Below are 24,954 nucleotides of genomic sequence, written 5' to 3' on the forward strand. Positions count from 1 at the left end.
CCAAGGGCCTCTCATGACTCTTCTCGCCCACACCGGCATCGTCTTCGGCCGCTGTCTGCGCTCAACGCTGCGCTCGAAGACCAATCTCTTCTTCGGAATGCTTCAGCCGTTGCTATTCCTTGCCCTCTTCGGCCCGCTGCTGACCGAACTCGACCTGGGCGTCAGCGGATCGTCCTGGCAGACGCTGGTCCCCGGTGTGCTTGTCCAGCTCGCCCTGCTCGGCGGGTCTTACGTCGGGCTCGGCCTGCTGATGGACCGTAACCTCGGGGTTCTGGACCGGATGCGGGTCACTCCGGTCAGCCCGCTGGCGCTGCTGCTCGGCCGCACCCTGCGCGATGTCGTCCAGCTGGTGGCCCAGTCGGTGCTGCTGGTGCTGCTGGGTCTGGCCTTCGGGCTGCGTGCGCCGCTCCTCGGCGTGCTGCTCGGGCTGCTGTTCGTGGCCGTGCTCGCGGCGGCCCTGTCCGCGCTCTCCTACGGGCTGGCCATGAACGTCCGTACGCCCTCGGAGTTCGCCGCCATCGCCAATACGGCGGGCATGCCGCTGATGCTGCTCTCCGGGCTGCTGCTGCCGATGGCCCTGGCCCCCGGATGGCTCGCGGGCGCCTCACGCGCCGTGCCGTTCCGCTACACCGTCGACGCGGTGCGCCAGGTGTTCCTGGGGCACTACGCCAACACCACGGTCGCCGTCGGGGCGGCCGTCACCCTGGCCCTGGCGGCGCTGTGCCTGATGGGCGGGGCGCGCCTGTTCGGGCGGGTCCGCGGCTGACTCAGCCGTCCTTGGCCGACTCAGTCGTCCTTCGCGGCCGCCTTCGCCGCCGCGCGCGGTCCCACCGAGGTGGTCGCGGGCTTGGTCACATCCGCGACCACCTCGACCAGATCCGGGCCGTACGCCTGCGAGTTGACCACCTTCAGCAGCACGCAGAAGGAGCCCTGCGCGCCGTACTTCCGGGCCAGCCGGGCGCGGTTGCGGACGAGGTGGCGGACGGCGGCGCGATGGGTGACCGGCCGCTGGCCGGCGGCCAGGAAGACCGGGCGGCTGTCGTCGCCCGCCGTCAGCCGGGCCAGCAGCACATGCTCGACCGCGCCCGGGTCCGGGCGGTAGTGGGTACCGGCGATGGTGAACATCCCCCGGTCCGTGCCGGAGTCGTCCCCCGCGTGCACGGCGACACCCGGCAGTAGATTGGCCATATGGGCGGCGAGCCTGCGGTGCGCGGTCGGATCGCCGACGCAGAACTCGGTGCGCGCCCCGAAGCCCTGCAGCCCCGTGTCATGCGGGGCCACCTCGGCGTGCGCCCCGCAGTTCTCCACGACCGACGCCAGCCCCAGCAGCGCCAGCGCATCATGGCGGGGGATGCTCCAGTGGGCCGAGGTGCTGTCCCGATGGGTGACCATCACACACTCCGAACCGTCCGGCAGACCGAAGAAGCGCTGCTCGCGGGCGCGCTTGCGGCGCGCGAACGCGGAGTGCACGGCCCAGCCGGCGGCCAGGCCCACGATCAGGGCGGCCGCGGAGGCGATCAGATCCTGCAGGGTGTCTGTCATGGCCGCGCATCGTAGCGGCCGACCGGGTCGATGTTCGAGCGCTCAGAGGTCGCAAAGGTTGCCATCAGGTATTGGGGTACTCGGTCGGCGAGTGAGCCGAAGGGGCGCGTCGCTGTCGAAAGGGAGTCGCGCGCAGGGAGCGAGGTACGAGCGACCGAGCACGTCGACTGTCGACAGCGGCATAAGCGCCCCGGAGGCGAACCGAGCCCTTGAAAGAGGGGGGACCGATCCACCCCTGTTGGGGGTGCGTGGCTCGCGGGTAGGCTCCGGCCCCTGTCGTTTCGCTTGGAGGTCACGGATGGGGCACGCCGCACGACCAGCCGCATCGTCAACCAGGTCCACCAGGTCCACCACCGTCGCATCCGCCGGGACGGCCGTCCGGCGCCGGTTGCCCGCGCTCGCGGCCGCCGCCGGAATGGTCGCGGTGCTGGGTGTCGTCCCGGCCGGTGCCGCCGGGCACGAGAGCGCCGACAAGGGCGCTCCGGCCAAGACGCCCGTGGCCGTCGGCTACGGCGGCGCGGTCTCCAGCGTGGACCCCGACGCCTCGGCGGCCGGTATCGACGTACTGCGGCACGGGGGCAACGCGGTGGACGCGGCGGTGGCGACCGCCGCCGCGCTCGGGGTCACCGAGCCGTACTCGGCGGGTGTCGGCGGCGGCGGATACTTCGTCTACTACGACGCCAAGCGGCACAAGGTCTCCACGCTCGACGGCCGCGAGACCGCGCCCCGCAGCGCGGACCAGAAGCTCTTCCTCGACAGATACGGCAAACCGCTGCCGTTCGCCGACGCCGTCACCAGCGGGCTGAGCGTCGGCACCCCCGGCACCCCCGCCACCTGGAACGACGCCCTGAAGGACTGGGGCACCCGATCGCTCGGACAGGTGCTGAGGCCCGCCGAGCGGCTGGCCCGCGACGGGTTCACGGTCGACTCCACCTTCCGCCAGCAGACCGCCGACAACCAGGCCCGCTTCAAGGACTTCCCGGCCACCGCCAAGCTCTTCCTGCCCGGCGGCGAGCCCCCGGCGGTCGGCTCGACCTTCCGCAACCCCGACCTCGCCCGTACGTACGCGCTGCTGGCCAAGGAGGGCGTCGGCGCCATCTACAAGGGCGGGCTGGGCCGCGACATCGTCGACACCGTGCGCAAGCCGCCCGTCGACCCGAAGGCGCAGCGCGTCGTGCGCGCGGGCGATCTGACCGCCGAGGACCTGCGGTCCTACGGAACGAAGCGGCAGGCCCCGACCCGGACCGACTACCGCGGTCTCGGCGTGTACGGCATGGCGCCCTCGTCCTCCGGCGGCACGAGCGTCGCCGAGGCGCTCAACATCCTGGAGAAGACCGACCTCTCCAAGCTCGGCGACGTCGACTATCTGCACCGCTATATCGAGGCCAGCCGGATAGCCTTCGCCGACCGGGGCCGCTGGGTCGGCGATCCCGCCGCCGAGGACGTCCCCACCAAGGGGCTCACCTCACAGCGGTTCGCCGACTCCCGGGCCTGCCTGATCAAGGACGACGCGGTGCTCAAGAGCCCCGTACCGCCCGGTGACCCGAACAACCCGTCCGGGCCGGGTTCCTGCGACACCCGGGGCCACGCCGCCCCGACCACGTACGAGGGCGAGAACACCACGCATCTCACGGTCGCGGACAAGTGGGGCAACGTCGTGGCCTACACCCTCACCATCGAGCAGACCGGCGGCAGCGGGATCACCGTCCCCGGCCGTGGCTTCCTGCTCAACAACGAGCTGACCGACTTCTCTTTCGCGCCCGCCGACCCCGCCGTCCACGACCCGAACCTGCCGGGCCCGGGGAAGCGGCCGCGCTCGTCGATGTCGCCGACGATCGTGCTGGACGGCCACAAGCCGGTGCTGGCGCTGGGTTCCCCGGGCGGGGCGACCATCATCACCACCGTGCTGCAGACCCTGCTGAACCATCTCGACCGGGGCATGCCGCTGGTCGACGCGATCGCCGCACCGCGCGCCAGCCAGCGCAACGCGGCCCAGACGGAGCTGGAACCGGGGCTGTGGAACGGCCCGGAGCGCGCCAAGCTCGAGGCGCTCGGCCACTCCTTCAAGCAGAACCCCGAGATCGGGGCGGCCACCGGGGTGCAGCGGCTGTCCGGCGGACGGTGGCTGGCGGCGGCCGAGACGGAACGGCGGGGCGGCGGCTCGGCGATGGTGGTGAGCCCGAAGCGCTGACCAGGTACGGCGGGCTCCGGTTCCGGGGCCCGCCGTACTCCTGTCCGCCAGCTGTCCGCGAGCCGTCCGCCAGCCGTCCGCCAGCTGTCCGTCAGCCGTCCATCAGCCCAGCAGGCCGATGATCGTGTCCGTGGAGTCCGTCTCCCCGAGCCGGGGGAAGATCTTCTCGACGCTGTTGCGGTGCGCCTCGGCGTCCATGTCGGTCATGGCGTCGGTCGCGAGGGTCACGTGATACCCGTGCGCGTACGCCGCACGGGCCGTGGACTCCACCCCGATGCTGGTGGCGATGCCGCCGAGCACCATCTGGGTCACCCCGCGGCGGCGCAGCTGGAGGTCGAGGTCGGTGCCGTGGAAGGCGCCCCAGGTGTGCTTGGTGACCACGATGTCGGCGTCCTCGCGGCCGAGTTCCGGCGCGAGGTCGGCGAAGTCGGCCGGGAACTCCCCGCCGCCCCCGCCCCGCTGCGCCTCGGTGCGGCCCGGGGCCCCGGCCACCACCCGGATCAGGACGACCGGCAGCCCGCGCTTGCGGAAGGCGGCGGCCAGCCGGGCGCCGCGCTCGACGACCTCGGCGGTGGGGTGGACGGTGGGCAGTCCGGTGATGCCCTTCTGGAGGTCGACGAGGACCAGGGTGGTGTTCGGGTCGAGCGTGGTGGCGGGCACGGTGCCTCCTGGGTGGGTCTGCGGGGCGTATGAGGGAACGGAAGGTGGTCAGGTGCGGGTACGGGCGCGGCCGCGCAGGGCCCGGTCGGTGGCGGTCAGCACCAGCACCGCGAGGCTGAGCGCACCCGCCACCATGGCGATGCCGTGCAGCCCGGCGGCGGTCGCCCGCTGCCCGTAGAAGAGCCCGATCAGCCCGGCCGCGGTGATCGCGCCCAGGTACTGCGAGGTGCGCTGGAGCCCGGCCGCCGCGCCGACGCTCGTCGGCGGGGCCTGGGTGTAGACGGCGGCCTGGTTGCCGGTCGAGGACAGCCCCTGCGGCAGCCCGAAGAGGACCGCGGCCAGCAGCAGTGCGACCAGCGGGGTGGACTCGTCGGCGAGCAGCAGCACCCCGCTCCCGGCGGCCAGCAGGACGGCCGCGAGGACGAGCGGTGCGTAGATGCCCTTCGTACGGGCGCCGAGCAGGGAGCACACGGCGGCCGCGCCCGACATGGGCAGCATGATCAGGCCCGCCCGGGAGGCGGAGTAGCCGTGCCCCTCCTCCAGCCACTGCGCGTATCCGTACATGACCATGTAGATGACCAGGTACGCCGTGCCGTGGCGGAGGTAGGTGAGGGCGAGGGAGCGGTTGCGGCCGATCATCCGCAGATCGATGAAGGGGCGGGGGCGGCGCAGCTGCCACCAGGTCAGGACGCCCGCGAGCACCAGGACGACGGGCAGCAGCGCCCAGTTGGGCCGCGACAGGTCCATCAGGAAGATCATGAGGGTGGTGAGGGTGGCGGTGAACAGCGTGATCCCGAGCGGATCGAACGCCGCGCCCGCCGTCCGGACCCCGGCCGTGCCCGCCGTCCGGACCCCGGTGCCCGCGCCGCCCTCCGCGCTCGTGATACGGGTCCTGGGGAGCCAGAGCAGCGCGAGCGTGATGCCGATCAGAGCCAACGGCACATTGACCGCGAAGATCGCCCGCCATCCGGCCGTCGCGGTGAGCACCCCGCCCAGCACCGGACCGACCGCCGCGCTGCCGAGCGCGGCGAGCGAGAGCCGGCCGAGCACGGGACGCGGCGTCTCCCGGCCGGTGGCGAGGGACTGGGCGCGCAGCAGCGCCATCGCCGCCGGGTACGCCGCGGACGTACCGATGCCGAGCAGCACCCGCGAGGCGATCAGCCAGCCGAACGCGGGCGCCAGCGCGCCCACCAGCCCGGCGGCGCACACCACGAGCAGCCCGGAGAGGAAGATCCGGCGCGGGCCGAGCAGATCCGCGAGCCGCCCCATCGCGGGCTGCGCCACGGCGCTGGCGAGGTAGAGGGAGGCCACCAGCCAGGCCGTCCGGGCGGCTCCGACCCCGAAGTCATGGCCGATCGCCACCAGGCCGGTGGCGATCATCGTGGAGTTGACGGGGTTGAGGACCGAGCCGATGAGCAGCGGGGCCATCAGCCGGGGGCCGAAGGGATCGGCGGGGGCATGGCCCTCGCCCGTCGTCCCGGCCGCCGGTATGGCGGACTTTCCCGCGGTGTCGGTCATTCCTGGACCAGTCGCTTGAGGAGGTCGGTGGCCTCGGCGAGGGTGCGGCGTTCATCGGCGTCGAGGCGGGTGTCGATCGCTTCCAGCAGCCAGCTCTGCTTGGCCTGCCGTACGGAGGTGATCGCCTGCCGCCCCCGCTCGGTGCTCGAGAAGACCACCTGCCGCCCGTCGGTCGGATGCGGGGCCCGTTCCACCAGCTCCTGCTCCTCCAGCGCCGCAAGGATCATGCGCATCGACTGCGGCCGGACCAGCTCGGCGCGGGCCAGCGCGGCGGTGGTGGTCGGCCCCTCGCTGTAGAGCCGGCTGAGCACGGCGCGCTGGGAGGGGGTGAGCGCCCCCTGCGAGGAGGCCGCCCGCATGCGGCGCATCAGCTGGGTCACGGCGCCGGCGAGGTCGACGGCGAGGTGCGTTTGATCATGCGGGGCCATGGCCGAAGCATAGGAAATCGACAGTCAAACTTGCAAGTTTGACTGTCGTGTGCGGAGTCGGAAAACCGCCCGTAGCACAGTGGTAACCGGTTCCGTAACACGCAGGGTGTCGAATGCGTGGCCTCGGGTTGTGCATCGTCCATCGTCCGAGGGGGAGGGTGGCCATGGCGAGCGGGCAACTCCCGGCCGAGGTCGAGGAGTTCGCGACATATCTGCGGGGGCTGACGAGACGGCTGGACGCGGGGGCGGGCTGGTACGGCGTCTTCGCCCTGCGCGACCCGGACGGGCTGCGGGCCTGTCTCGACGGCCTCGAGGTGCCGCCGTGGGACCTCGTCCAGTCCCTGCTGCAGGACCTCTCCGCCCGGCACGGCCCCGGTGCCGCCCACGAGGCGGCGTCCCGCGCGGCGACCCTCTACCGCGCCTCGGTCGCCGCCCACGACGCCGGGCCCGGCCGCCGCGAGGCCCTCCAGGACCGCCTGGACGGCATGCTCCGCCAACGCGGGAGCGCCGCCCGACGCGCAACCGACCTCCGGTCGGCGCTGTCCACCGCCGAGGACCCGGCCGCCCGGCACCGCCTCGCCGCGGAACTGGCCTGGGCCCACGACGACTACCAGCGCGCCACCGCCCGCACGGAAGAACTCCACGCCCGCCTGGCCGCGCTTCCGGGTGTGTCCCGTTCCGCGCTGCCCCCGGACGCCGCGGTGGCGAGACCCCCGGACACCCTCGCGAGTGCCGCCGGGCCCGCCTGGGACGGGGCCGGTCGGGCAGGGCATCCGCAGGGGGCGGGGTTCGCGGTGGCGTACGAAGGGGAGGGCGGCGGCGCCGCAGAGGCGGCCACCGGCCCCGGCGCCGCGGCACTGGGGCACGTCGCGCACGTCGTGCACGAGCCGGGATCGGCCGGGTCTGGCGGCGAACCGGCAGTCGCCGGGGCCGACGAGCCTGCCCAGTCCTCGGCGGCGTCCCCCGGCCCCATGACCGTCCAGCACGCTCCTGCCCCCGCGCGATCTCGGCCGCGCGGGGCGCGGTTCGCGGGGGCGGCGGAGGCGGTCACGGCGCCCGGGGTGCCGACCCCGGAGGTCGCGACGACTGCCCGGACGGGGCCCATGTCACCGGGCATCCCCGCCGGAGCCTCGGCGCCCGCCGCGGATGCGTCCTTCGAGCCCACCGCGCAGGTCCCGGAGCCGACGACGACCGCGCCCGCGCCCGTGCCTGCCCCCGTGCGAGCCAGGCCTCGCGGGGCGCGGTTCGCCGGGGCCGGGGACGGGGATCCGGCGGTGGCGCCGACATCGGCCTCGTCCACACCTCCCCCGTTGGAGAGCGGAGCCGAGGCCGGTGCGCCCCCGCGCGGGGCGCGCTTCGCGGGGGCGTATGAGGGCGAGGACGGTGGCAAGCGCCGTAAGCGGGACAGGGTGGCGGACGACGGGCGGCGGCTTGCCCGCGAGGCGGCGGAGCGCGCGGCGGCGCGGCGTGCCGCCCAGGAGGCGGTCGCGCGGCTGGGCCGGCTCCGGGCGGAGGGCCGCTCCGGCGAGGCCCATGTCGTGCTGTACGAGGCCGCCGCCTGGCCCGCCGTGCGGCTGCCGGTGCTCGCGGAGGAGCTGGAGCGGGCCGGGCTCGGGGCCGATGTGTCCACGCTGCTGTGGGAGACGGCGTGTCTGCCGCCCGCCCAGCTCGCCGCGGCCGCCGAGGCGCTGGTCGCGGCGGACCGCGAGGCCGACGGCGAGGGGCTGCTGCGGCAGAGCGTCTCGCGCCCCGTCCACGAGGTGGCCCACACCGCGAAGGCGCTCCTCGCGGCGGGCGCCCCGAGCAGGGCCGCGTTCCTGCTGGAAGCGCTCGTACGGGCCCGTACGCCGGAGGACGCGGCGCGGGCGGCGGCCGAGGACCCCGCCACGCTGGTACTCCTGCTGCTCGACGCGGCCGCCGGGGTCTCCGCCAGCACCCACCACGACCTGGCCCACGCCCTTCGCACCGCGCGCCTGCCAGGCGTCCCCGGCCTCGCCTGACGCCGGGGCGGGTGCGGGTGCGGTGCCGGGGGCAGGGTTTGGGTTGGTCGGCTCGGTCGGGTGCGGGTTTCGTCTCGCGCCTTCGGCGCATTTGAGCGGCGGGGCAGGGGAGTGGAGGGCGCGCGCCGCGTCGCCGGGCGCCGGGCCGGTGGGTGCGGGCGCCGGCGGTGGCTTCCCCGGCCGAGGGCTGGGGACGATGCCGGACAGCGGGGGTTGGGGTACCCCTCCCGAAAACGTTTGACAAATTGGTTGCTTCAGATCAAGTGTCTTTTCGAGGGGTACCCGGAGGGGCCGTCAGTCCGGCGTCGGCCCCAGCTTCCGGGCGCGGGCGCCGCCACCGGCGCCTGCCCCCACCGGCCCGCCGCCCGGCGGCGCCGCCGCGCCCCCCACCCCGCTGCCCCGCTGCTCAAATGCGCCGAAGGCGCGAGACGGCGCCGCACCCGACCGAGCCGAGAAGCCCGTCCCGCCCGAATCCCAGACCCGATAAAATACGAAACGTGATCGTCTTCGTTGAGTAACGGCGGCGGTATTGCCAGAGTGGTCAGTGCGCTCTTACGTTCTTCACAGCCCGGATTCTACGTGCGTAGACACAGGTTGAGGAGCTCATCATGGCCAACCTCGTACGTGCCGCTCTCGTCCAGGCCACCTGGACCGGCGATACCGAATCGATGATCGCGAAGCATGAGGAACACGCCCGGCAGGCGGCCGCTCAGGGCGCCAAGGTGATCGGCTTCCAGGAGGTGTTCAACGCGCCGTACTTCTGCCAGGTGCAGGAGGCGGAACACTACCGGTGGGCGGAGGCCGTGCCGGACGGGCCGACCGTGCGGCGGATGCGGGAGCTGGCCCGGGAGACCGGGATGGTGATCGTCGTCCCCGTCTTCGAGCTCGAGCAGCCCGGCTTCTACTACAACACCGCCGCCGTGATCGACGCGGACGGCAGCTACCTCGGCAAGTACCGCAAGCACCACATCCCGCAGGTCAAGGGGTTCTGGGAGAAGTACTACTTCAAGCCGGGGAACGTGGGGTGGCCGGTGTTCGACACCGCCGTGGGCAGGGTCGGGGTGTACATCTGCTACGACCGCCACTTCCCCGAGGGCTGGCGCGAGCTGGGCCTGGCCGGGGCACAGCTGGTCTACAACCCCTCGGCCACCTCCCGTGGCCTGTCGGCCTACCTCTGGCAGCTGGAGCAGCCCGCCGCGGCCGTCGCCAACGAGTACTTCATCGCCGCGATCAACCGCGTCGGCACCGAGGAGTACGGCGACAACGACTTCTACGGCACCAGCTACTTCGTCGATCCACGCGGCCAGTTCGTCGGCGATGTGGCCAGTGACAAGGAGGAGGAGTTGATCGTCCGCGACCTCGACTTCGGCCTGATCGACGAGGTGCGCCAGCAGTGGGCGTTCTACCGGGACCGGCGGCCCGACGCCTACGAGGGGCTGGTGCAGCCGTGAGCAGCGACATCAACGACGCCAAAGGCGGCCCCCACACCACCCCCCACACCACCCCCCATGTCACCCTCCACGCCCGTCACCAGGCCGTACTCCCCGACTGGCTCGACGTCTACTACCAGCGCCCCATCGAGATCACCCACGGCGAGGGACGCCATGTCTGGGACGCCGAGGGCAACCGCTACCTCGACTTCTTCGGCGGCATCCTCACCACGATGACCGCCCACGCCCTCCCCGAGGTCACCAAGGCGATCAGCGAGCAGGCCGGCCGGATCCTGCACACCTCCACGCTCTACCTCGACCGGCCCATGGTCGACCTGGCCGAACGGGTCGCCGCGCTGTCCGGCATCCCGGACGCGCGGGTCTTCCTCACCACCTCCGGCACCGAGGCCAATGACACGGCCCTGCTGCTCGCCACGACCTACCGCCGCTCCAACCAGATCCTGGCGATGCGCAACAGCTACCACGGCCGCTCCTTCTCGGCCGTCGGCATCACCGGCAACCGCGGCTGGTCGCCGACCAGCCTGTCCCCGCTGCAGACGCTGTACGTACACGGCGCGGTGCGGACCCGGGGGCCGTACGCCGGGCTGTCCGACGGCGAGTTCATCAAGGCGTGCGTGGCCGACCTGGAGGACGTACTCGGCCAGGCGCACGGCAATGTCGCCGCGCTGATCGCCGAGCCGATCCAGGGCGTCGGCGGCTTCACCTCCCCGCCCGACGGGCTGTTCGCCGCCTTCCGCGAGGTGCTCGACCGGCACGGCATCCTGTGGATCACCGATGAGGTGCAGACCGGCTGGGGCCGCACCGGCGACCACTTCTGGGGCTGGCAGGCCCACGACGGCTCGGGGCCGCCCGACATCCTCACCTTCGCCAAGGGCATCGGCAACGGCATGTCGATCGGCGGTGTCGTCGCCGCTGCCCCGGTCATGAACTGCCTGGGCGCCAACTCCATCTCCACCTTCGGCGGCAGCCCCATCACCATGGCCGCCGGTCTGGCCAACCTCAACCACCTGGTCGAACACGATCTCCAGGGCAACGCCCGCCGGGTCGGCGGGCTCCTGATCGAGCGGCTGCGCGCCGCCTGCGCCGGGCTGGACGGTGTGCGCGAGGTCCGCGGCCGGGGGCTGATGATCGGCATCGAGCTGGTGGACCCGGGCACCGGCGATCCGTCCCCCGAGGGCGCGTCCGCCGTGCTGGAGGCCGCCCGGGAGGGCGGACTGCTCATCGGCAAGGGCGGCGGGCACAACAGCAGCGTGCTGCGGATCGCCCCACCGCTCAGCCTCACCGTCGCCGAGGCCGAGGAGGGCGCGGAGATCCTCGAAGCAGCCCTCAAGTCCGCCCTGGAGACCACCCGGTCCGGAAGGAGCGCGAGCTGATGTCCCGTACCGTGATCCGTGGCGGGCTGGTCGTCACCGCCGCCGAGGAGACCCCGGCCGATGTGCTGATCGAGGACGGCAAGGTCGCCGCCCTCGCCACGCCCGGCAGCGAATGGGGTCAGGGCTGGACCGCCGACCGTACGATCGACGCCACCGGTAAGTACGTCATCCCGGGCGGGGTCGACGGGCACACCCATATGGAGATGCCGTTCGGCGGCACGTTCGCCTCCGACACCTTCGAGACCGGCACCCGGGCGGCGGCCTGGGGCGGCACCACCACCATCGTGGACTTCGCCGTCCAGGCGGTGGGCCACGCCCTGCGCGAGGGGCTGGACGCCTGGCACCTCAAGGCGCGCGGCAACTGTGCCATCGACTACGGCTTCCACATGATCCTCTCCGATGTGAACGAGAGCACGCTCAAGGAGATGGATCTCCTGGTGGGGGAGGGGGTGAGCAGCTTCAAGCTGTTCATGGCCTATCCGGGGGTCTTCTACAGCGACGACGGGCAGATCCTGCGGGCCATGCAGCGCGCCTCCGGCAACGGCGGGCTGATCATGATGCATGCCGAGAACGGCATCGCCATCGACGTCCTGGTGGAGCAGGCCCTGGCCGAGGGCAGGACCGACCCCCGCTACCACGGTGAGGTCCGTAAGGCGCTGCTGGAGTCGGAGGCGACCCATCGCGCCATCCAGCTCGCCCGGGTGGCCGGCGCCCCGCTGTACGTGGTCCACGTGTCGGCCGAGGAGGCGGTCGCGGAGCTGACTCACGCCCGTGACCTGGGGCTTCCGGTTTTCGGCGAGACCTGTCCGCAGTATCTGTTCCTGTCCACGGACAACCTCGCCGAACCGGACTTCGAGGGCGCCAAGTACGTCTGCTCCACCCCGCTCCGGCCCGCCCCGCACCAGGCCGCGCTGTGGCGGGGGCTGCGGACCAACGACCTCCAGGTGGTCTCCACCGATCACTGCCCGTTCTGCTTCACCGGGCAGAAGGAGCTGGGCCGGGGCGACTTCTCCAAGATTCCCAACGGTATGCCGGGCGTGGAGCACCGGATGGACCTGCTCCACCAGGCCGTGGTGGACGGCCATATCTCCCGCCGCCGCTGGATCGAGATCGCCTGCGCCACCCCGGCCAGGATGTTCGGCCTCTACCCGCGCAAGGGCACCATCGCGCCCGGGGCCGACGCCGACATCGTCGTCTACGACCCGGAGGCGCGGCAGACCCTGTCCGCCCAGACCCACCACATGAACGTCGACTACTCGGCGTACGAGGGAAAGCAGATCACCGGGCAGGTCGAGACCGTGCTCTCGCGCGGTGTCCCCGTCATCGACCAGCGGGAGTACACCGGACGTGCCGGGCACGGCCAGTTCCTCATCCGCGACACCTGTCAGTACCTCAGCTGACCCAGGGAGCGAGCATGGACTTCGGACTCGTGCTGCAGACCGATCCACCCGCCTCGGCCGTCGTCGAGCTGATGCGCCGCGCCGAGCGCAACGGCTTCGGCTACGGCTGGACGTTCGACTCCGCCGTGCTGTGGCAGGAGCCGTTCGTCATCCACAGCCAGATCCTGGCCCGGACCGAGCGGCTGATCGTCGGCCCCATGGTCACCAATCCGTCCACCCGCACCTGGGAGGTGACGGCCTCCACCTTCGCCACGCTCAACGAGATGTACGGCAACCGCACCGTCTGCGGGATCGGCCGTGGCGACTCCGCGCTGCGGGTGGCGGGGCGCAAGCCCAACACCCTCGCCCGCCTCGAGGACGCCATCGACGCCATCCGCGATCTCGCGGAGGGCCGGGAGGCCGTCGTGGACGGCAGCCCGATGCGCATCCCCTGGATCGAGGACAGCAGGCTTCCGGTGTGGATGGCGGCGTACGGCCCCAAGGCGCTCGCGCTGGCCGGGCGGAAGGCCGACGGCTTCATCCTCCAGCTCGCCGACCCGTTCCTGACGGAGTGGATGGTCAAGGCGGTGCGCTCCGCCGCCGCCGAGGCCGGGCGCGATCCGGACGCGGTCACCATCTGCGTCGCCGCCCCCGCGTATGTCGGGGACGACCTGGACCACGCCCGTGAGCAGTGCCGCTGGTTCGGCGGCATGGTCGGCAACCACGTGGCCGACCTGGTCGGCCGCTACGGGGAGCACTCCGGCGCCGTGCCCGAGTCCCTGACCGCGTACATCAAGGAGCGGCACGGGTACGACTACGCCCACCACGGCCGGGCCGGCAACCCGGACACGGCGTTCGTGCCCGACGAGATCGTGGACCGGTTCTGTCTGCTGGGTCCGGCCGAGGCGCATATCGAGAAGCTGGAGCGGCTGCGCGAGCTGGGGGTCGGCCAGTTCGCGGTCTACGCGATGCATGACGCGAAGGAGCGCACACTCGACGCGTACGGCGAGCACGTCATCCCCGCGCTCACCGGCTGACCGCCTCACCGGCTCAGCCGCACACCGGCAAGGCATGGCCCCCCGCCGACCTACTCGGCCGTCGCCGAAAAGCGGATCCGTACCCTTCGCGGGGGTCCATCCCTTCACCTCGATGACACCTTGACGCAGTCGCCGTGCCACCCGCTGTCGCGGAGACATGATTCGATGAACGCATGATCGATGAATTTCTCGCCGGTGATCTCGGCGCGGTGGAGAAGGCGGTCCGCGCGGCGGTCGCCGAAGAGGTCATGCCGCGCTTCCGGCAGCTCGCCGCCCATGAGATCGTCGAGAAGCGGGGCCCGCACGACCTGGTCACCACCGCCGACCGGCTGGCCGAGGAGCAGCTGACCGACGCCCTCACCAAACTGCTGCCCGGCTCCGTGGTGGTGGGTGAGGAGGCGGTGCACGCCGACCCGGCCGTGCTCACCGCCCTCGGCGGCGACGCGCCCGTCTGGATCGTCGACCCGGTCGACGGCACCCGGCAGTTCGTCCATGGCGACCCCGGCTTCTCGACGCTGGTCACCCTCGCCCACCGGGAAGAGCTCCTCGCGTCCTGGACGTACGCCCCGGTGCTCGACCTGATGGCCATCGCCCGCCGTGGCGGGGGCGCGCTGCTGAACGGTGAGCCGATCCACAGCGGCTCCCCGGAGCCCGGCGCGGCCCTCCATGTCGCCATCTCCCACTTCGACTTCACCACCGACGCGGAGAAGCGCACCCTGTCGGGCCTGCGGGCGCCGGGGGCCGAGGTGCGCCCCTGCGGTTCGGCCGGTCTGGAGTATCTGAACGTGGCCCGGGGGCTGCTCGACGCCGTCGCCTTCACCTGGGAGAACGCCTGGGACCACGCCGCCGGTCTGCTGCTGGTCGACGAGGCGGGCGGGGCACACAGCACGCTCGGCGGCAAGCCGTTCCGGATCAGCGGGGGCAACGCCCTTCCTTTCACGGCGGCCAGGGACGAGGCGGCCGTTCGGCATATCCTGGGCCTGCTGGCCGACGCCGGCTGATCGTTCCACTGATACCTCGAGGACGAGGGGGAGCCGACGTGCCGTCCATGCTCGACGCGGTCGTTGTGGGTGCCGGACCGAACGGGCTGACCGCGGCCGTCGAACTCGCCCGCCGCGGTTGCGCGGTGGAGATCTTCGAGGCCGCGGACACCATCGGCGGGGGCTCACGCACCGAAGAGCTGACCCTCCCCGGCTTCCGGCACGACCCCTGCTCCGCCGTGCACCCACTGGCCATCGGCTCCCCGGCCTTCGAGCGGATGCCGCTGTCCCGGTACGGCCTGGAGTGGCTCCACCCCGAGCTGCCGCTGGCCCACCCCTTCCCGGACGGCACGGCCGCGGTGCTGGCCCGCTCGGTCGGCGAGACCGCCATGTCGCTCGGCCCCCGCGACGCCGGCACCTACCGCCGGCTGCTGGCCCCCTACCTCGGCCGCTGGGCCACCCTCGCCCCCGATCTGCTGCGCGCCCACTGGGACGGAGTGCCCCGCGACCCGATCACCTGGGCCCGCTTCGGGCTGCACGCGCTCCAGCCGGTCTCGCTGCTCGCCGGTCCGCTCCGCTTCCGCGACGAGAAGGCGCGCGCCCTGTTCGCCGGGCTGGCCGGGCACGCCATCGCGCCCACCAGCGCACCGACCACCGGCGGCCCCGCCCTGATGTTCGCCATCGCGGCCCATGAGGTCGGCTGGCCGATCCCGCGCGGCGGCTCCCAGTCGATCGTGGACGCGCTGGGGGCGTACCTGCGCGCACACGGCGGGACGATCCACGTCTCCACCGAGGTCAAGCGGCTCGACGAACTGCCGCCCGCCCGCGCCTACATCTTCGACACCTCGCCGCGCGCCCTGGCCCGTATCGCCGGTCTCGGCAACGCCTACCGCCGCTACCGCTACGGCGCCAGCGCCTTCAAAATCGACTACGCGCTGTCCGGCCCGGTCCCCTGGACCGCGCCCGACGCCCGCCGCGCGGGCACCGTGCACGTCGGCCCCACCTCGGGCGAGATCGGCGCGGCGCTGCGGGCCGCCGTCGAGGGCCGCGACCCCTCCGTCCCGTTCCTGATCACCGCCCAGCCCAGCCTCCTGGACCCTTCCCGCGCCCCGGAGGGCAAGCACACCTTCTGGGCCTACGGCCATGTGCCCAGCGGTTGGAAGGGCGACGCCACGGAGGTGATCGAGCGTCAAATCGAGCGCTTCGCCCCCGGCTTCCGCGATCTGGTCCTGGCCCGCGCGGTGGCCGGTCCGCCCGAACTCGCCGCCCGCAACGCCAACTACATCGACGGCGACATCGCCTGCGGCGCCTTCGAGGGCCTCCAGGCCGTCATACGCCCCAAGCTGGCCCGTGTCCCCTACGCCACCGCCCACCCGGCGGTCTACCTCTGCTCCTCCGCCACCCCGCCGGGGCCCGGCGTCCACGGAATGTCGGGCCACCACGCGGCGCGTGCGGTGTGGCGGAGGCTGCGGGCGCGGTAGGGCCAGGGCCCAGGAGGGGCGGCGGCGCCCTTGGCGCGGGATGCCGCCTGCGTGCCGCCTCAGTGCGGGATGGTGTCGATGACCTCGCGGGCGCCCTGCCGGAGGAGTGCCACCGCGACCGACGTGCCCAGGGTGGCCGGGTCCAGGGGGCCCGCCCATTCGTGGGCGTCCAGGACCGTCTTGCCGTCGGGGCTGAAGACCCGGGCGCGCAGGGAGAGGCGGCCGTCGCGCTCGGCCTTGGCGTAGCCCGCGATGGGGGAGTTGCAGTGGCCCTGGAGCACATGCAGCAGCATGCGCTCCGCGCTGATTTCCTTCCAGACGTCGGCGTCGCCGAGCCCGGCCACGGCCTCGATCGTCTCGGTGTCGTCCTCCCGGCACTGGAGCCCCAGCACCCCGGCCCCGATCGGCGGGCACATGGTGTCCACCGGCAGGATCTCGCTGATCCGGTCCGTACGGCCGATCCGCTCCAGACCCGAGACGGCCAGCAGCAGCGCGTCGCAGTCGCCCGCTTCCAGCTTCTCCAGCCGGCGGTTGGCGTTGCCGCGCATCGGCACGCACTCCAGCTGCGGGTGGGTGATGGCCAGCTGGGCGACGCGGCGGACCGAGGAGGTGCCGATCCGGGTCCCCGCGGGCATCTCGTCGAGGGTCAGCCCGCCGGGGTGGATCACGGCGTCGCGGATGTCGTCCCGCTTGAGGTACGCGGCGAAGACCGTGCCCGCGGGCAGCGGACGGTCGGCGGGCACGTCCTTGATGCAGTGCACCGCGAGATCCGCCTCACCCGCCAGCAGCGCGGCGTCCACCTCCTTGGTGAACGCGCCCTTCCCGCCCAGCTTCGACAGATCGCCCATCCACCGGTCGCCGGAGGTGGTGACCGGTACGACCTCCGTACGGATCCCCGGCCGCAGCGCGGCAAGCTCGGTACGGACCCGTTCGACCTGGGCGAGCGCCATGGGGGAGGAACGGGAGACGATGCGGATCAGTTCGCTGGAGCCGGAACCGGAGCCGGGGGCGGAAGACATGGCATACACGATAGGGCGTCCGGGACATGCTCCGAGCCGCGCCCCGGGGCCTGTGCGGCAGGTCTCATCGGCCGGGCGGTGACGGAGCGAAGCCCTCCGCGACGAGCGCGGCCAGACGGGTGTAGGCGTCGAGCGTTCCGGGGTGCAGCCGGCTGAAATCGATCGCGCCGCCGGAGGCCAGATACGGATCGTGGGGGACCGTGACCACACCGCGGCAGAGGGTCTGGTAGTACGCCATGAGTTCCTCGACCCGCGACTTGGGCGGCTCGGGGGTTTCGTGGGGCTGATTGAGCACCGTGATGGCGCGCCGGACGAGATCGGAGTGGCCTTGAGCGGCGAGCCGGGCCATGGTCGTGCCCGCACTCCTGATGCGTTCCACGGCGGGCGTCGTGACGACGATCAGCTGGTCGGCGAGGTCGATGACGCCGTGCACGGTGTCATCGAGCGCGCTGGTGTCCGAGTCGGAGAGGATGATCGAGTACCCCCTGCCCAGGACGTCGACGGCCCGGCGATAGGCCTCGTCGTCGATCTGGGGCGAGGTGCTCCCGGCGAGGATCTCCAGCCCGGAGGGGGCCTGCGAGGTGAAGCGCCGGATGGTGGCGTAGCCGTCGAGGTGGGGGCTGCTGAGGGCCAGGTCGCGGATGGTCGCCGCGCTCTCGCGCGGTACGTGACGCTCGAAGGCGTCCCCACCGGGAGTCACGTCGACCGCGATGACCTTGTCCTCGCGCCGGCTCGCGAGGATCGAGCCCAGCGCGACGGTCGTGGTGGTTCTGCCGGCCCCGACCGGGCGGCTGATCACCGCGATGCGGTGGGCGGCCGGCAGGGGCCTCCGGATCAGCTCGGACTCGCGTTGCCGCTCGGCCTCGGCGGCCCGTTCGCCGCGCCGGAAGAGGGAAGTCAGCCGGGAGCGCCTGGTGGAGCGGGGGCGTGGGGCCTCGGGAGCCGGTGCCGTGATCAGTGGGGAGGGCGAGGCCGCTTGCGGGACCGGCGCCGACACGGTCCCGCCTTCGGGGTCGGCCATGTGCCGGGCGAGGGCCTGCGCGACCTGCTCCGCCGTCGGACGGGCTTCCGGATCGGGATCGAGGCAGGCCGCGATGAGCGCGTCCGCGGCGGTCGCGCGCCCGCCCCGCAGGGCCTGAAGGATCTCGCCCAACGCGAGGACGTTCGCCTCCCTGGCGAAGGCCAGCGGCTGGTAGCGGCCGTCGATCGTGGCCGTGGTCCAGCCGACCAGCTTCACCGTCCGGTCGACGACGAGCACGGTGTGTGCCGTGAGACTCCCGAGCGTGATGTCCTTGCTGGAGCACATGCTCACCGCCTCCGCGAGACGCAGGCCGATGAGGTCGGCGGTGCGCGCGTCCAGCGCGGGCACGGCGCTGTTGGACATCGGGTTCAACAGAGTGGACAGACGCACCGGCAGCGAGCCGTCGGAACCGCGGATGATCTCCTGGGCCGTCCACGGCGGATCGTGGTGAAGGCCCCGGTCCATGAGTGAGGGGGCGAACATCCCGCCCATCCGACGCAGCGCCTCCGCTTCCATGCGCAGTCCCACCAGGGCCTCCTCCGGGGCCCCGCGCCGTAGGGTGCGTACCGCGACATGGGACAACTCATAAGGGGCATGGCCGAGATAGAGGTCGTAGTCCAGTTCCGGGCCCATGCCGATGTTGCCGTAGATCTGGTACGGACCGATCGACTGCGGGTAGCTGCGCGACCACGTGAGACGGCCGTGCGCGAGGTCGTGTCCGCAGAACCCGCAGTAGCGGTCGTAAGGATCCACCGGCTCCTCGCAGGAGGAACAGGCGTATGTCGCCCCCTGAGCCCAGGGCACCTCGGCCTCCGTCTCCGGTGCCCGTTCCGGCACAGGCACGGGCATCGGCACCGGCACCGGCACCGGCACCGGCTTCGGCGACGCGGGAGGCGCGGCGGGCTCGGGCGCCCTGGGCGGCCTCGGAGGCGGAAGCGCCGGGGCCCCGAAGCGCGCCGCCAGACGTGGCCCCACCTCGGCGAAGGCCCGTGCCCCGGCGGGAAGGCCGTCCGGGCCGCCGGGATGGCGGAGCCAGGCGGGGAAGTCCGGTGCGCGGCCCGCCAGTTGCCCCAGCCGGTGCCCGATGAGCCGTCCGGTGTCCATGAGTTCCGCGGTCGGAACGGCGTCCAGCAGGGCGTCTCTCGCGGTCCGGGTGAAGTCGAACGCACGGTGCTGCGGCGGCAGCGGTTCCTCGTGCGGTCCAGCCTGGGCGGGCCGCAGCAGCCCGCCCAGGAAGACCTCGGCGAGGTGGGCGGTGTCCGCCTGCCAGGGAACCGCGGCCTGCACCAGCCGCATGACCGGTACGGACACGGGGGCGACGGCGGCGAGATGCGCGGCGAGGCGGTAGGCCTCCGGCGAGGCGGCGTCGCGGAAGCGCTGGACCTCTCCGAGGCCGTCGGCGCGCGGCGCGCCGTCCCCGCGCGCCGCCTCGGGGCGGCTCAGAAGGGACATCAGCGCGCTGCCGCCCGGGGCGGCGACGAGCCGGGCCCAGGCGGTCATCGAGCCGGGCTCCGGCTCGATGACCGGCACCGGAATGCCGTCGAAGGCGGCCAGACCGGCCGGCAGCACGGGGTCGGCGACCGTCCATTCGGTATTCGGCGCGCCGCTCTGCCGGGTCGTCACCTGCCACCGCTGCGCCCGGATGCCGGAGCCGTCCCACATCCGCCGCGGCAGGGCGTGCAGGATTGCCGTGGGGCCGCAACGGGCCCACCGCAGCACCGCTTCGTGCTTGCGGCCGTCCCGCCAGGCGGGCCCCATGCCGTCGCTCAGCACGAGGACGAGCGTATGGCCGGACGGGTCGGCCAGCGTCCGGGACGCCAGAGCCGTCGCCGACGGGTCGAAGGGGCGGCCGCTCAGCTCGGACGGGGCGGCGGGGCCACGGGAGTGCAGTCCGTACGTCCGGACGAGCCGGAAGGCGCCGAGCCGCTCCATCATCACGCGGATCTCCGCTGCCAGCCGCTGCCACAGCAGCATCGACATGCCGTCGTCGATGACGAGCGCCAGATCGAGCCAGCGCTCGCGCGCCGGGCGCAGGGCGACGTCCGGCAGACCGGTCTCGGCGAGGGCCGTCACCGTCGCCTCCACGTCCAGCTCGTGCCTGGAGAGGCTCGGACGGTGTTGCTTGAGCGGGCGCAGCGCCCGGCCGATCCGCAGCTCGGCGCGGAGCGCCTTGCCCTCCGGGACGCGCAGCGCCAGCGCGCCGGGCGGGCCGTCGGCAGTGCGGTCGGCGTCGGCGTCGGCGGCGGCGGCGTGGCCGGGGGCGGCGTGCAGCCCGGCCACCGCACGGTCGTCCGGCGGGAGGGACGGGAGGTCCGACGGCAGTGATGCGGGCGGTGACGCGGTAAGCCACGGGGCCGCCGGGCCGGGGTCGGCGCGGCCGCGCACCGGCCCGGTGGGCGGGGCGAGGAGGTAGTCCCCGTCCGTGTCCACGGCGTCCGTGTCCTCGTCCGCCGGAGCCCCGGCCTCCGCCAGGGCGGACTGCCGGGCCAGGGCACGCCGCACCGGTGCGTCGTCCGCCCCGGTGGGCAGTCGCCGGGCCAGCCACAGCGCGTCCAGCAGCTCCTCCTGCGCGAGCGGGACGCCGCTGTCCGCGAGGACCGCGAGCAGCGCGCGCAGATCCTCACCGAGTCGGCCGGCGTCCCCGGTCATCCGCCTACACCGTCCCGCTCAGCCGGTGCAGCACGGCGTCCAGCAGCCCGTCCGCGTCCAGGTCCACGCCTCCCGAGCGCAGGAAGACCGCGTTCAGCAGCTGGTCGGTGGCCAGCTCGCCCGGTGCGCGCCGCCGCAGGAACGCCTGCAGCAGATCGTCCACCTCGCGCAGCGCGTCCTCGCCGAGGTGCGCGGTGACGATCGCGCGCAGCCGCTCCTCGTCCGGCGGTGGCAGCTCCAGCCGTACGCAGCGGCGCAGAAAGGCGGGCGGGAAGTCGCGCTCACCGTTGCTGGTGATGACGACGACGGGGAACTCGTCGCACATCACCCGGCCACGCACCACGATCGCCTGCTCGTCGATCCGCAGCGTCGGAACGCGGACTTCGGGCTGTTCGTCGGAGAGCCGGGACAGCTCGGGGATCTCGAACTCGCCCTCCTCGAAGATCGTCAGCAGATCGTTCGGCAGATCCACATCGCCCTTGTCGAGCTCGTCGACGAGCAGCACCCGGGGGCGTTCGCCCGGCACCAGTGCGGTGCCCAGCGGGCCGAGCCGCATAAAGGACCCGATGTCCGGCTCGGGACGGCCGCGGTCCCTGCTCATGGTCGTCTCGCGCAGCCGGCCGACCGCGTCGTAGCGGTAGAGCGCTTCCTGCACGGTGGAGCGGCTGTTGACGGACCACCGCAGCACCTCGCCGAGGTCCAGTTCCTGCGCGACCGCCTGGGCCAGCGATGATTTGCCCGTCCCGGGCTGGCCGGTCACCAGCAGCGGGCGGCGCAGATGGAGCGCCGCGTTCACGACATCGGCGTGGTGCGGAGAGACCAAATACGGCGGATGGCCGCCGCGCCCGCCGGCCCGTCCGGTCCCGAAGCGCCGCCAGGGCGGGGCGGACGGCAGCGGCAGCCTTCGGGTCACCCCGTCCCCGCGGAAGAGCCGCCAGGCGGTGGGCGGGGCCGGGGCACGTTCCTCGGGCGGTCGCGGGACGGGGGACGGGGACGGGGACGGGGACGGGGACGTCCGAGCGTCCTGCCGCCGGTACTCGATGGAGAACTCCTCCTCCGGGGGCGCCATGCGCTCCGGAGGGAGGGCGAGGTCGTCCAGCGAGGCGGCCAATTCCTCGTCGTCGTCCGCGCCGCCGCTGTTCCGCGCCGTCATGAGACCTCCGTATCACTGTCGTTGACGTTCATGACGGCTCCGTGGGATCGGCCAATTCCAGCCGCGGCAGTTCATGGTCGGCGTCGGCCCAGGCCAGCACCGGCCGTCCCGGGAAGGTCTGCGGGTAGCCGAGGGTCTTGGCGCGGTAGGCGCGCACCGTCTCGGGGAGGCGGCGCGGCGGAGTGCCCGCGATGGCACGTACGGCGTGGGAGCCGGACTCGCCGTCCTGGTCTTGGCCCCGGTCCCAGAGCACGACCGGGACGCCCATCGCCAGGCACACCTGCACGATCTCGACGCGGACGTCGGCCGGGACGCCGTCCACGGTGGCCTGCGCCGCGTCCAGTTGGTCCATGAGCAGTGCGTACACCCCATTCTTCCCTCCCGTCGAGCGGTCGATGTGCACGGCCCCGCCGTCGTCCAGCAGCCGCTGGCGGTGGCGCAGCGCCGCCTTGAAGCGTTCACCGGCCCGCTGCATCAGCTCCGGGCAGTTGACGACCAGCGGGTACTCCGCGCCCAGCATCCCCGGCACCAGACCGGCCGGACCCGGCCACTCCCACTGGTCCACCGGGACCTCCAACGCCTCACGGTCCACGATGAGTTCGATGACCGGGCGGGTGCCCACCGGGAGGGCGCGGTGCAGGGGCTCGATGACGGTGAGGATGTCCTCGGCCGCCTGTGCCGCGCCGCGGAGCCGGTCGCCGCCGTCGCAGACGCGCCGCGGCCCGGCGCCCTCGTTGCACCACATCCGCAGCCGGTAGAGGTGCGCGCCGTCGCGGTCGGCGTGCGCGGTGAGCCGTACGAGAACCCGGGGCGCCACCGCGGGCGCGTGCTGCCTCTGTGCCCACTCGTGGGCGTCCGCCCGGCGCTCCTCCAGGGCGGCCTCGTGGATCCCGAGGCGGGTGGCGACCGCCGTGCTCCAGCGGCGCAGCGCGTCCCCGGGCGCGGGCGGGCACAGGGCGGCCACGTAGACGATCACGCGGAGCAGCCCGGGAACGCCCGAGGTGCCGTCCGGGACCGGACGGCTGTCCCCGCGCAGGCCTTCCAGATACTCGACCAGCGCCCTGATACGGGCCGTGCGCAGGGTGGCGTCCGGGCTGTCCCAGTCGGCCCCGGCCAGCAGCGCGCCGGGCAGTTCGGCGAGCGGCAGCGCGGCCCGTACGACGGAGGGCAGGCGGGCCGCCGTGGCCGCGGGCACCGTGCCCAGCTGGGCCAGCAACTCGCCGAGCTCACCGGGGGAGAGCAGCCGTGCCACGCCCGACATCCGCCCCACCGCGAGCAGTTCGCCGACCGCGCGCGGGTCGACGGGGTGCAGTACCTCGGCCAGGGCGGGCAGCGCGCGCCCGTCGGTGGTGAGCAGCCGCGCGAACTCGTCGACCGAAGGGGCGGATCCGTCTGCCCGGTGGTGGTGGCCGCACCGCCCGGCGACCGTGCGCGCGCAGTCGGCCCGCCGGGCCGGGTCCGCGAGCGCCCGCCCGAGGAGCGCGGCGAGGGCCCGGTGGGCGGGGTCGGCGGCCCGGCGGGCCGGTTCGGTCCCCGGTTCGGTCTCCGGCTCGGTCCCCGGTTCGGTCTCCGGCTCGTTCTCCGGCTCGTCGAGGACGTGCTGGGCGCCGACGCCGGCCAGCTCGGCCCGGATCCGCTGCCAGGGGATGCCCCAGCTGCGGCGGGCGACATGCCGCGGGGAGTACGCGAGCGGGGCGCCGTTCACCGGGTGGTGCGGAGGTGTGAGGGCGGCCGCCACCAGACCGACCACCGCGTCCGCCTCCCCCGACCACAACGGTCCTCCGCTGTAGCCGTGGTCGATGGCGACACCGGTCATCGACGTGCCGTCCACATAGCCGATCCGGCCGTCGCACGAGGTCACGCGTGCGGTGGCGATGGTCGCGGCCAGCCCGCTGCCGTGCCAGGCGCGGACGGACTGCCCCTCCGCCATGGCCCGCCAGCGCGGCGGCAGCACCTCGCGGGGCAGCGGCTCGACGAGCTCGAGCACGGCGAGGTCGCCGTCCCATTCGACACCGTTCGTCGCGCCGGGCGGTATCCACACCGCCAGCCGTGCCGTGCCCGCGTGCGCGTTCCCGTCCGGGCCGTGCACCAGCACCTTCAGGGTCGCCGCCGTGGGGCGCTCGGCGCAGGTGGTGTCCTCCTTGCCGAGCGCGCAGTTGACGACGTGCGCACACGTCAGAAAGCGGTCACGGGGGAGCAGCACGCCGGAGCCGACCGCCTCGTGATCGGCCTGGCTCAGTACCGAGACCGTGGCAGGGCGCTGCCCTGCGGCCGGGGCGGGGCGAAACCAGTCCATCGGTCAGCTCGTACGCGGACCGGGCAGCTGCCAGGTGGCCGAAATGGTCAGGCTCGCCTGGCCGTTGAGGCCGACGATCCCGAGCTTGAGATCCTGCCCGATCTGCACCCCGAACTGCACCTGGATCTCGTCGGGCGGATTCGGCGCGGCGCTCACCGCCGTGTGTACCTCCTGCAGCAGTGGCCCCAGCGGCCGCAGAATGGCCTGCAACCCCTCTCCGGCCAGCGCCGCCGCGCCCCTCGGCGCCCGCGCCACCGGCGTCACACCCCCGATCCCCTCGGGCAGCCCACGCCCCTTACCGCCTTCGCCCGTGCCGTTCGCGGGCGCGGAGGCGGTGGCGGTGGCCACGGGGGCCAGCTCCACACGTACGGGGGTGCCATCGGCAAGCGGGAACTCGGCGTAGTCCGTCACACACCCATGATTGCCGATTCACAAGCCGCTGGTCTCCCCGTTCACCACAACATCCCTCGTGGGGCGGGTGGATCGGTCCAGTCAGGGGGCCGGGGCGGGCGCCGGGACGCGGCCATCGCCCCGGCGCAGCGGCCCAGCACACGACCCGAGCCCCAAGCCCTCGCCCGGGGGCCCCGCCCTCGCCCAGGGGCCGTGCCCTTGCTCAGGGGTCGAGCTCTTGCCCCGGACCCCCGCCCTTGCCCCGGACCCCCGCCCTTGCCCGGGGGCCGTGCCCTTGCCCCGGACCCCCGCCCTTGCCCGGGGGCCGTGCCCTTGCCCCGGACCCCCGCCCTTGCCCGGGGGCCGTGCCCTTGCCCCGGACCCCC

The 24,954-nt window shown here is 73.3% G+C and carries 18 protein-coding genes; 9 read left to right on the forward strand and 9 right to left on the reverse strand.

What is annotated here, in order from left to right:
* The first annotated feature begins 13 nt into the window (after positions 1-13).
* Positions 14-766, forward strand: coding sequence for an ABC transporter permease (locus J2Z30_RS46280; RefSeq protein WP_044569075.1), 753 nt, complete (start codon positions 14-16; stop codon positions 764-766).
* A 20-nt stretch (positions 767-786) separates the two neighbouring features.
* Here J2Z30_RS46280 and J2Z30_RS46285 read toward each other — a convergent pair whose 3' ends face one another.
* A complete protein-coding gene (locus J2Z30_RS46285; protein WP_044569073.1) occupies positions 787-1,542 on the reverse strand; it encodes a hypothetical protein in 756 nt (251 codons plus the stop codon).
* Positions 1,543-1,957: 415 nt separating this feature from the next.
* On the opposite strand from J2Z30_RS46285, the gene ggt reads away from it, so the two are divergent.
* Positions 1,958-3,733: a gamma-glutamyltransferase gene (gene ggt / locus J2Z30_RS46290; protein ID WP_209469136.1), complete on the forward strand. Its 1,776-nt coding sequence runs from the start codon at positions 1,958-1,960 to the stop codon at positions 3,731-3,733.
* A 102-nt stretch (positions 3,734-3,835) separates the two neighbouring features.
* On the opposite strand, the gene J2Z30_RS46295 is transcribed toward ggt, so the two are convergent.
* The 3 genes from J2Z30_RS46295 to J2Z30_RS46305 are packed head-to-tail and all read right to left on the reverse strand — an operon-like array spanning position 3,836 to position 6,339.
* Positions 3,836-4,393: an isochorismatase family protein gene (locus J2Z30_RS46295; RefSeq protein ID WP_044569071.1), complete on the reverse strand. Its 558-nt coding sequence runs from the start codon at positions 4,391-4,393 to the stop codon at positions 3,836-3,838.
* A gap of 48 nt (positions 4,394-4,441) precedes the next feature.
* The gene (locus J2Z30_RS46300; protein ID WP_052701301.1) at positions 4,442-5,911 is read right to left on the reverse strand and encodes an MFS transporter; all 1,470 of its coding nucleotides are present in this window, start codon (positions 5,909-5,911) and stop codon (positions 4,442-4,444) included.
* Positions 5,908-6,339, reverse strand: a complete 432-nt coding sequence (locus J2Z30_RS46305; RefSeq protein ID WP_044569070.1) for a MarR family winged helix-turn-helix transcriptional regulator — start codon at positions 6,337-6,339, stop codon at positions 5,908-5,910. Before J2Z30_RS46305 ends, J2Z30_RS46300 begins: the two co-directional genes overlap by 4 nt.
* Positions 6,340-6,503: 164 nt before the next feature.
* On the opposite strand from J2Z30_RS46305, the gene J2Z30_RS46310 reads away from it, so the two are divergent.
* The 7 genes from J2Z30_RS46310 (at position 6,504) to J2Z30_RS46340 (ending at position 16,040) form a co-directional block, all read left to right on the forward strand.
* Complete coding sequence (locus J2Z30_RS46310; protein ID WP_044569068.1) at positions 6,504-8,339, forward strand: serine/threonine-protein kinase; 1,836 nt, start codon at positions 6,504-6,506, stop codon at positions 8,337-8,339.
* Between the two features lie 608 nt (positions 8,340-8,947).
* Positions 8,948-9,790 (forward strand): nitrilase-related carbon-nitrogen hydrolase, encoded by an 843-nt coding sequence (locus J2Z30_RS46315; protein ID WP_044569066.1) that lies wholly within the window; start codon positions 8,948-8,950, stop codon positions 9,788-9,790.
* 8 nt (positions 9,791-9,798) lie between these two features.
* Positions 9,799-11,163 carry an aspartate aminotransferase family protein gene (locus J2Z30_RS46320; protein WP_044581244.1) on the forward strand — a complete coding sequence of 455 codons (1,365 nt, stop codon included), beginning with the start codon at positions 9,799-9,801 and terminating at the stop codon, positions 11,161-11,163.
* Positions 11,160-12,563 (forward strand): dihydropyrimidinase, encoded by a 1,404-nt coding sequence (hydA, locus tag J2Z30_RS46325; RefSeq protein ID WP_044569065.1) that lies wholly within the window; start codon positions 11,160-11,162, stop codon positions 12,561-12,563. The genes J2Z30_RS46320 and hydA overlap by 4 nt, the downstream gene beginning before the upstream one ends.
* Positions 12,564-12,577: 14 nt before the next feature.
* The gene (locus tag J2Z30_RS46330; RefSeq protein WP_044569064.1) at positions 12,578-13,579 is read left to right on the forward strand and encodes a TIGR03842 family LLM class F420-dependent oxidoreductase; all 1,002 of its coding nucleotides are present in this window, start codon (positions 12,578-12,580) and stop codon (positions 13,577-13,579) included.
* Between the two features lie 173 nt (positions 13,580-13,752).
* The gene (locus J2Z30_RS46335) at positions 13,753-14,580 is read left to right on the forward strand and encodes an inositol monophosphatase family protein (protein WP_044569063.1); all 828 of its coding nucleotides are present in this window, start codon (positions 13,753-13,755) and stop codon (positions 14,578-14,580) included.
* 47 nt (positions 14,581-14,627) lie between these two features.
* Entirely contained in the window at positions 14,628-16,040 is a 1,413-nt protein-coding gene (locus tag J2Z30_RS46340; protein WP_209469137.1) for a phytoene desaturase family protein, read from the forward strand.
* Between the two features lie 59 nt (positions 16,041-16,099).
* Here the strand turns inward: J2Z30_RS46340 and hemC are convergent, their stop codons facing one another.
* The 5 genes from hemC to J2Z30_RS46365 all read right to left on the reverse strand — a co-directional run bounded on the left by hemC (position 16,100) and on the right by J2Z30_RS46365 (position 24,589).
* Entirely contained in the window at positions 16,100-17,059 is a 960-nt protein-coding gene (gene hemC, locus J2Z30_RS46345) for a hydroxymethylbilane synthase (protein WP_044569060.1), read from the reverse strand.
* A gap of 64 nt (positions 17,060-17,123) precedes the next feature.
* Positions 17,124-20,729 carry a MinD/ParA family ATP-binding protein gene (locus J2Z30_RS46350; RefSeq protein ID WP_052701300.1) on the reverse strand — a complete coding sequence of 1,202 codons (3,606 nt, stop codon included), beginning with the start codon at positions 20,727-20,729 and terminating at the stop codon, positions 17,124-17,126.
* A gap of 4 nt (positions 20,730-20,733) precedes the next feature.
* Positions 20,734-21,882: an AAA family ATPase gene (locus J2Z30_RS46355; RefSeq protein ID WP_245389245.1), complete on the reverse strand. Its 1,149-nt coding sequence runs from the start codon at positions 21,880-21,882 to the stop codon at positions 20,734-20,736.
* A 28-nt stretch (positions 21,883-21,910) separates the two neighbouring features.
* Positions 21,911-24,178: a VMAP-C domain-containing protein gene (locus J2Z30_RS46360; protein ID WP_044569059.1), complete on the reverse strand. Its 2,268-nt coding sequence runs from the start codon at positions 24,176-24,178 to the stop codon at positions 21,911-21,913.
* 3 nt (positions 24,179-24,181) lie between these two features.
* Positions 24,182-24,589, reverse strand: coding sequence for a CU044_2847 family protein (locus tag J2Z30_RS46365; protein WP_044569058.1), 408 nt, complete (start codon positions 24,587-24,589; stop codon positions 24,182-24,184).
* Positions 24,590-24,954: the final 365 nt, after the last annotated feature.

The sequence above is a fragment of the Streptomyces iranensis genome (assembly GCF_017874715.1).
Lineage (GTDB): Bacteria > Actinomycetota > Actinomycetes > Streptomycetales > Streptomycetaceae > Streptomyces > Streptomyces iranensis.

What these genes read in the sequence shown, in the direction of transcription:
- J2Z30_RS46350 (WP_052701300.1), bottom strand. Translation starts at nt 20,729, where the DNA reads ATGACCGGGGACGCCGGCCGACTCGGTGAGGATCTGCGCGCGCTGCTC.
- J2Z30_RS46305 (WP_044569070.1), bottom strand. Translation starts at nt 6,339, where the DNA reads ATGGCCCCGCATGATCAAACGCACCTCGCCGTCGACCTCGCCGGCGCC.
- J2Z30_RS46285 (WP_044569073.1), bottom strand. Translation starts at nt 1,542, where the DNA reads ATGACAGACACCCTGCAGGATCTGATCGCCTCCGCGGCCGCCCTGATC.
- J2Z30_RS46330 (WP_044569064.1), top strand. Translation starts at nt 12,578, where the DNA reads ATGGACTTCGGACTCGTGCTGCAGACCGATCCACCCGCCTCGGCCGTC.
- J2Z30_RS46280 (WP_044569075.1), top strand. Translation starts at nt 14, where the DNA reads ATGACTCTTCTCGCCCACACCGGCATCGTCTTCGGCCGCTGTCTGCGC.
- J2Z30_RS46315 (WP_044569066.1), top strand. Translation starts at nt 8,948, where the DNA reads ATGGCCAACCTCGTACGTGCCGCTCTCGTCCAGGCCACCTGGACCGGC.
- J2Z30_RS46355 (WP_245389245.1), bottom strand. Translation starts at nt 21,882, where the DNA reads ATGACGGCGCGGAACAGCGGCGGCGCGGACGACGACGAGGAATTGGCC.
- J2Z30_RS46340 (WP_209469137.1), top strand. Translation starts at nt 14,628, where the DNA reads ATGCTCGACGCGGTCGTTGTGGGTGCCGGACCGAACGGGCTGACCGCG.
- hemC (WP_044569060.1), bottom strand. Translation starts at nt 17,059, where the DNA reads ATGTCTTCCGCCCCCGGCTCCGGTTCCGGCTCCAGCGAACTGATCCGC.
- J2Z30_RS46335 (WP_044569063.1), top strand. Translation starts at nt 13,753, where the DNA reads ATGATCGATGAATTTCTCGCCGGTGATCTCGGCGCGGTGGAGAAGGCG.
- J2Z30_RS46310 (WP_044569068.1), top strand. Translation starts at nt 6,504, where the DNA reads ATGGCGAGCGGGCAACTCCCGGCCGAGGTCGAGGAGTTCGCGACATAT.
- J2Z30_RS46300 (WP_052701301.1), bottom strand. Translation starts at nt 5,911, where the DNA reads ATGACCGACACCGCGGGAAAGTCCGCCATACCGGCGGCCGGGACGACG.
- ggt (WP_209469136.1), top strand. Translation starts at nt 1,958, where the DNA reads ATGGTCGCGGTGCTGGGTGTCGTCCCGGCCGGTGCCGCCGGGCACGAG.
- J2Z30_RS46360 (WP_044569059.1), bottom strand. Translation starts at nt 24,178, where the DNA reads ATGGACTGGTTTCGCCCCGCCCCGGCCGCAGGGCAGCGCCCTGCCACG.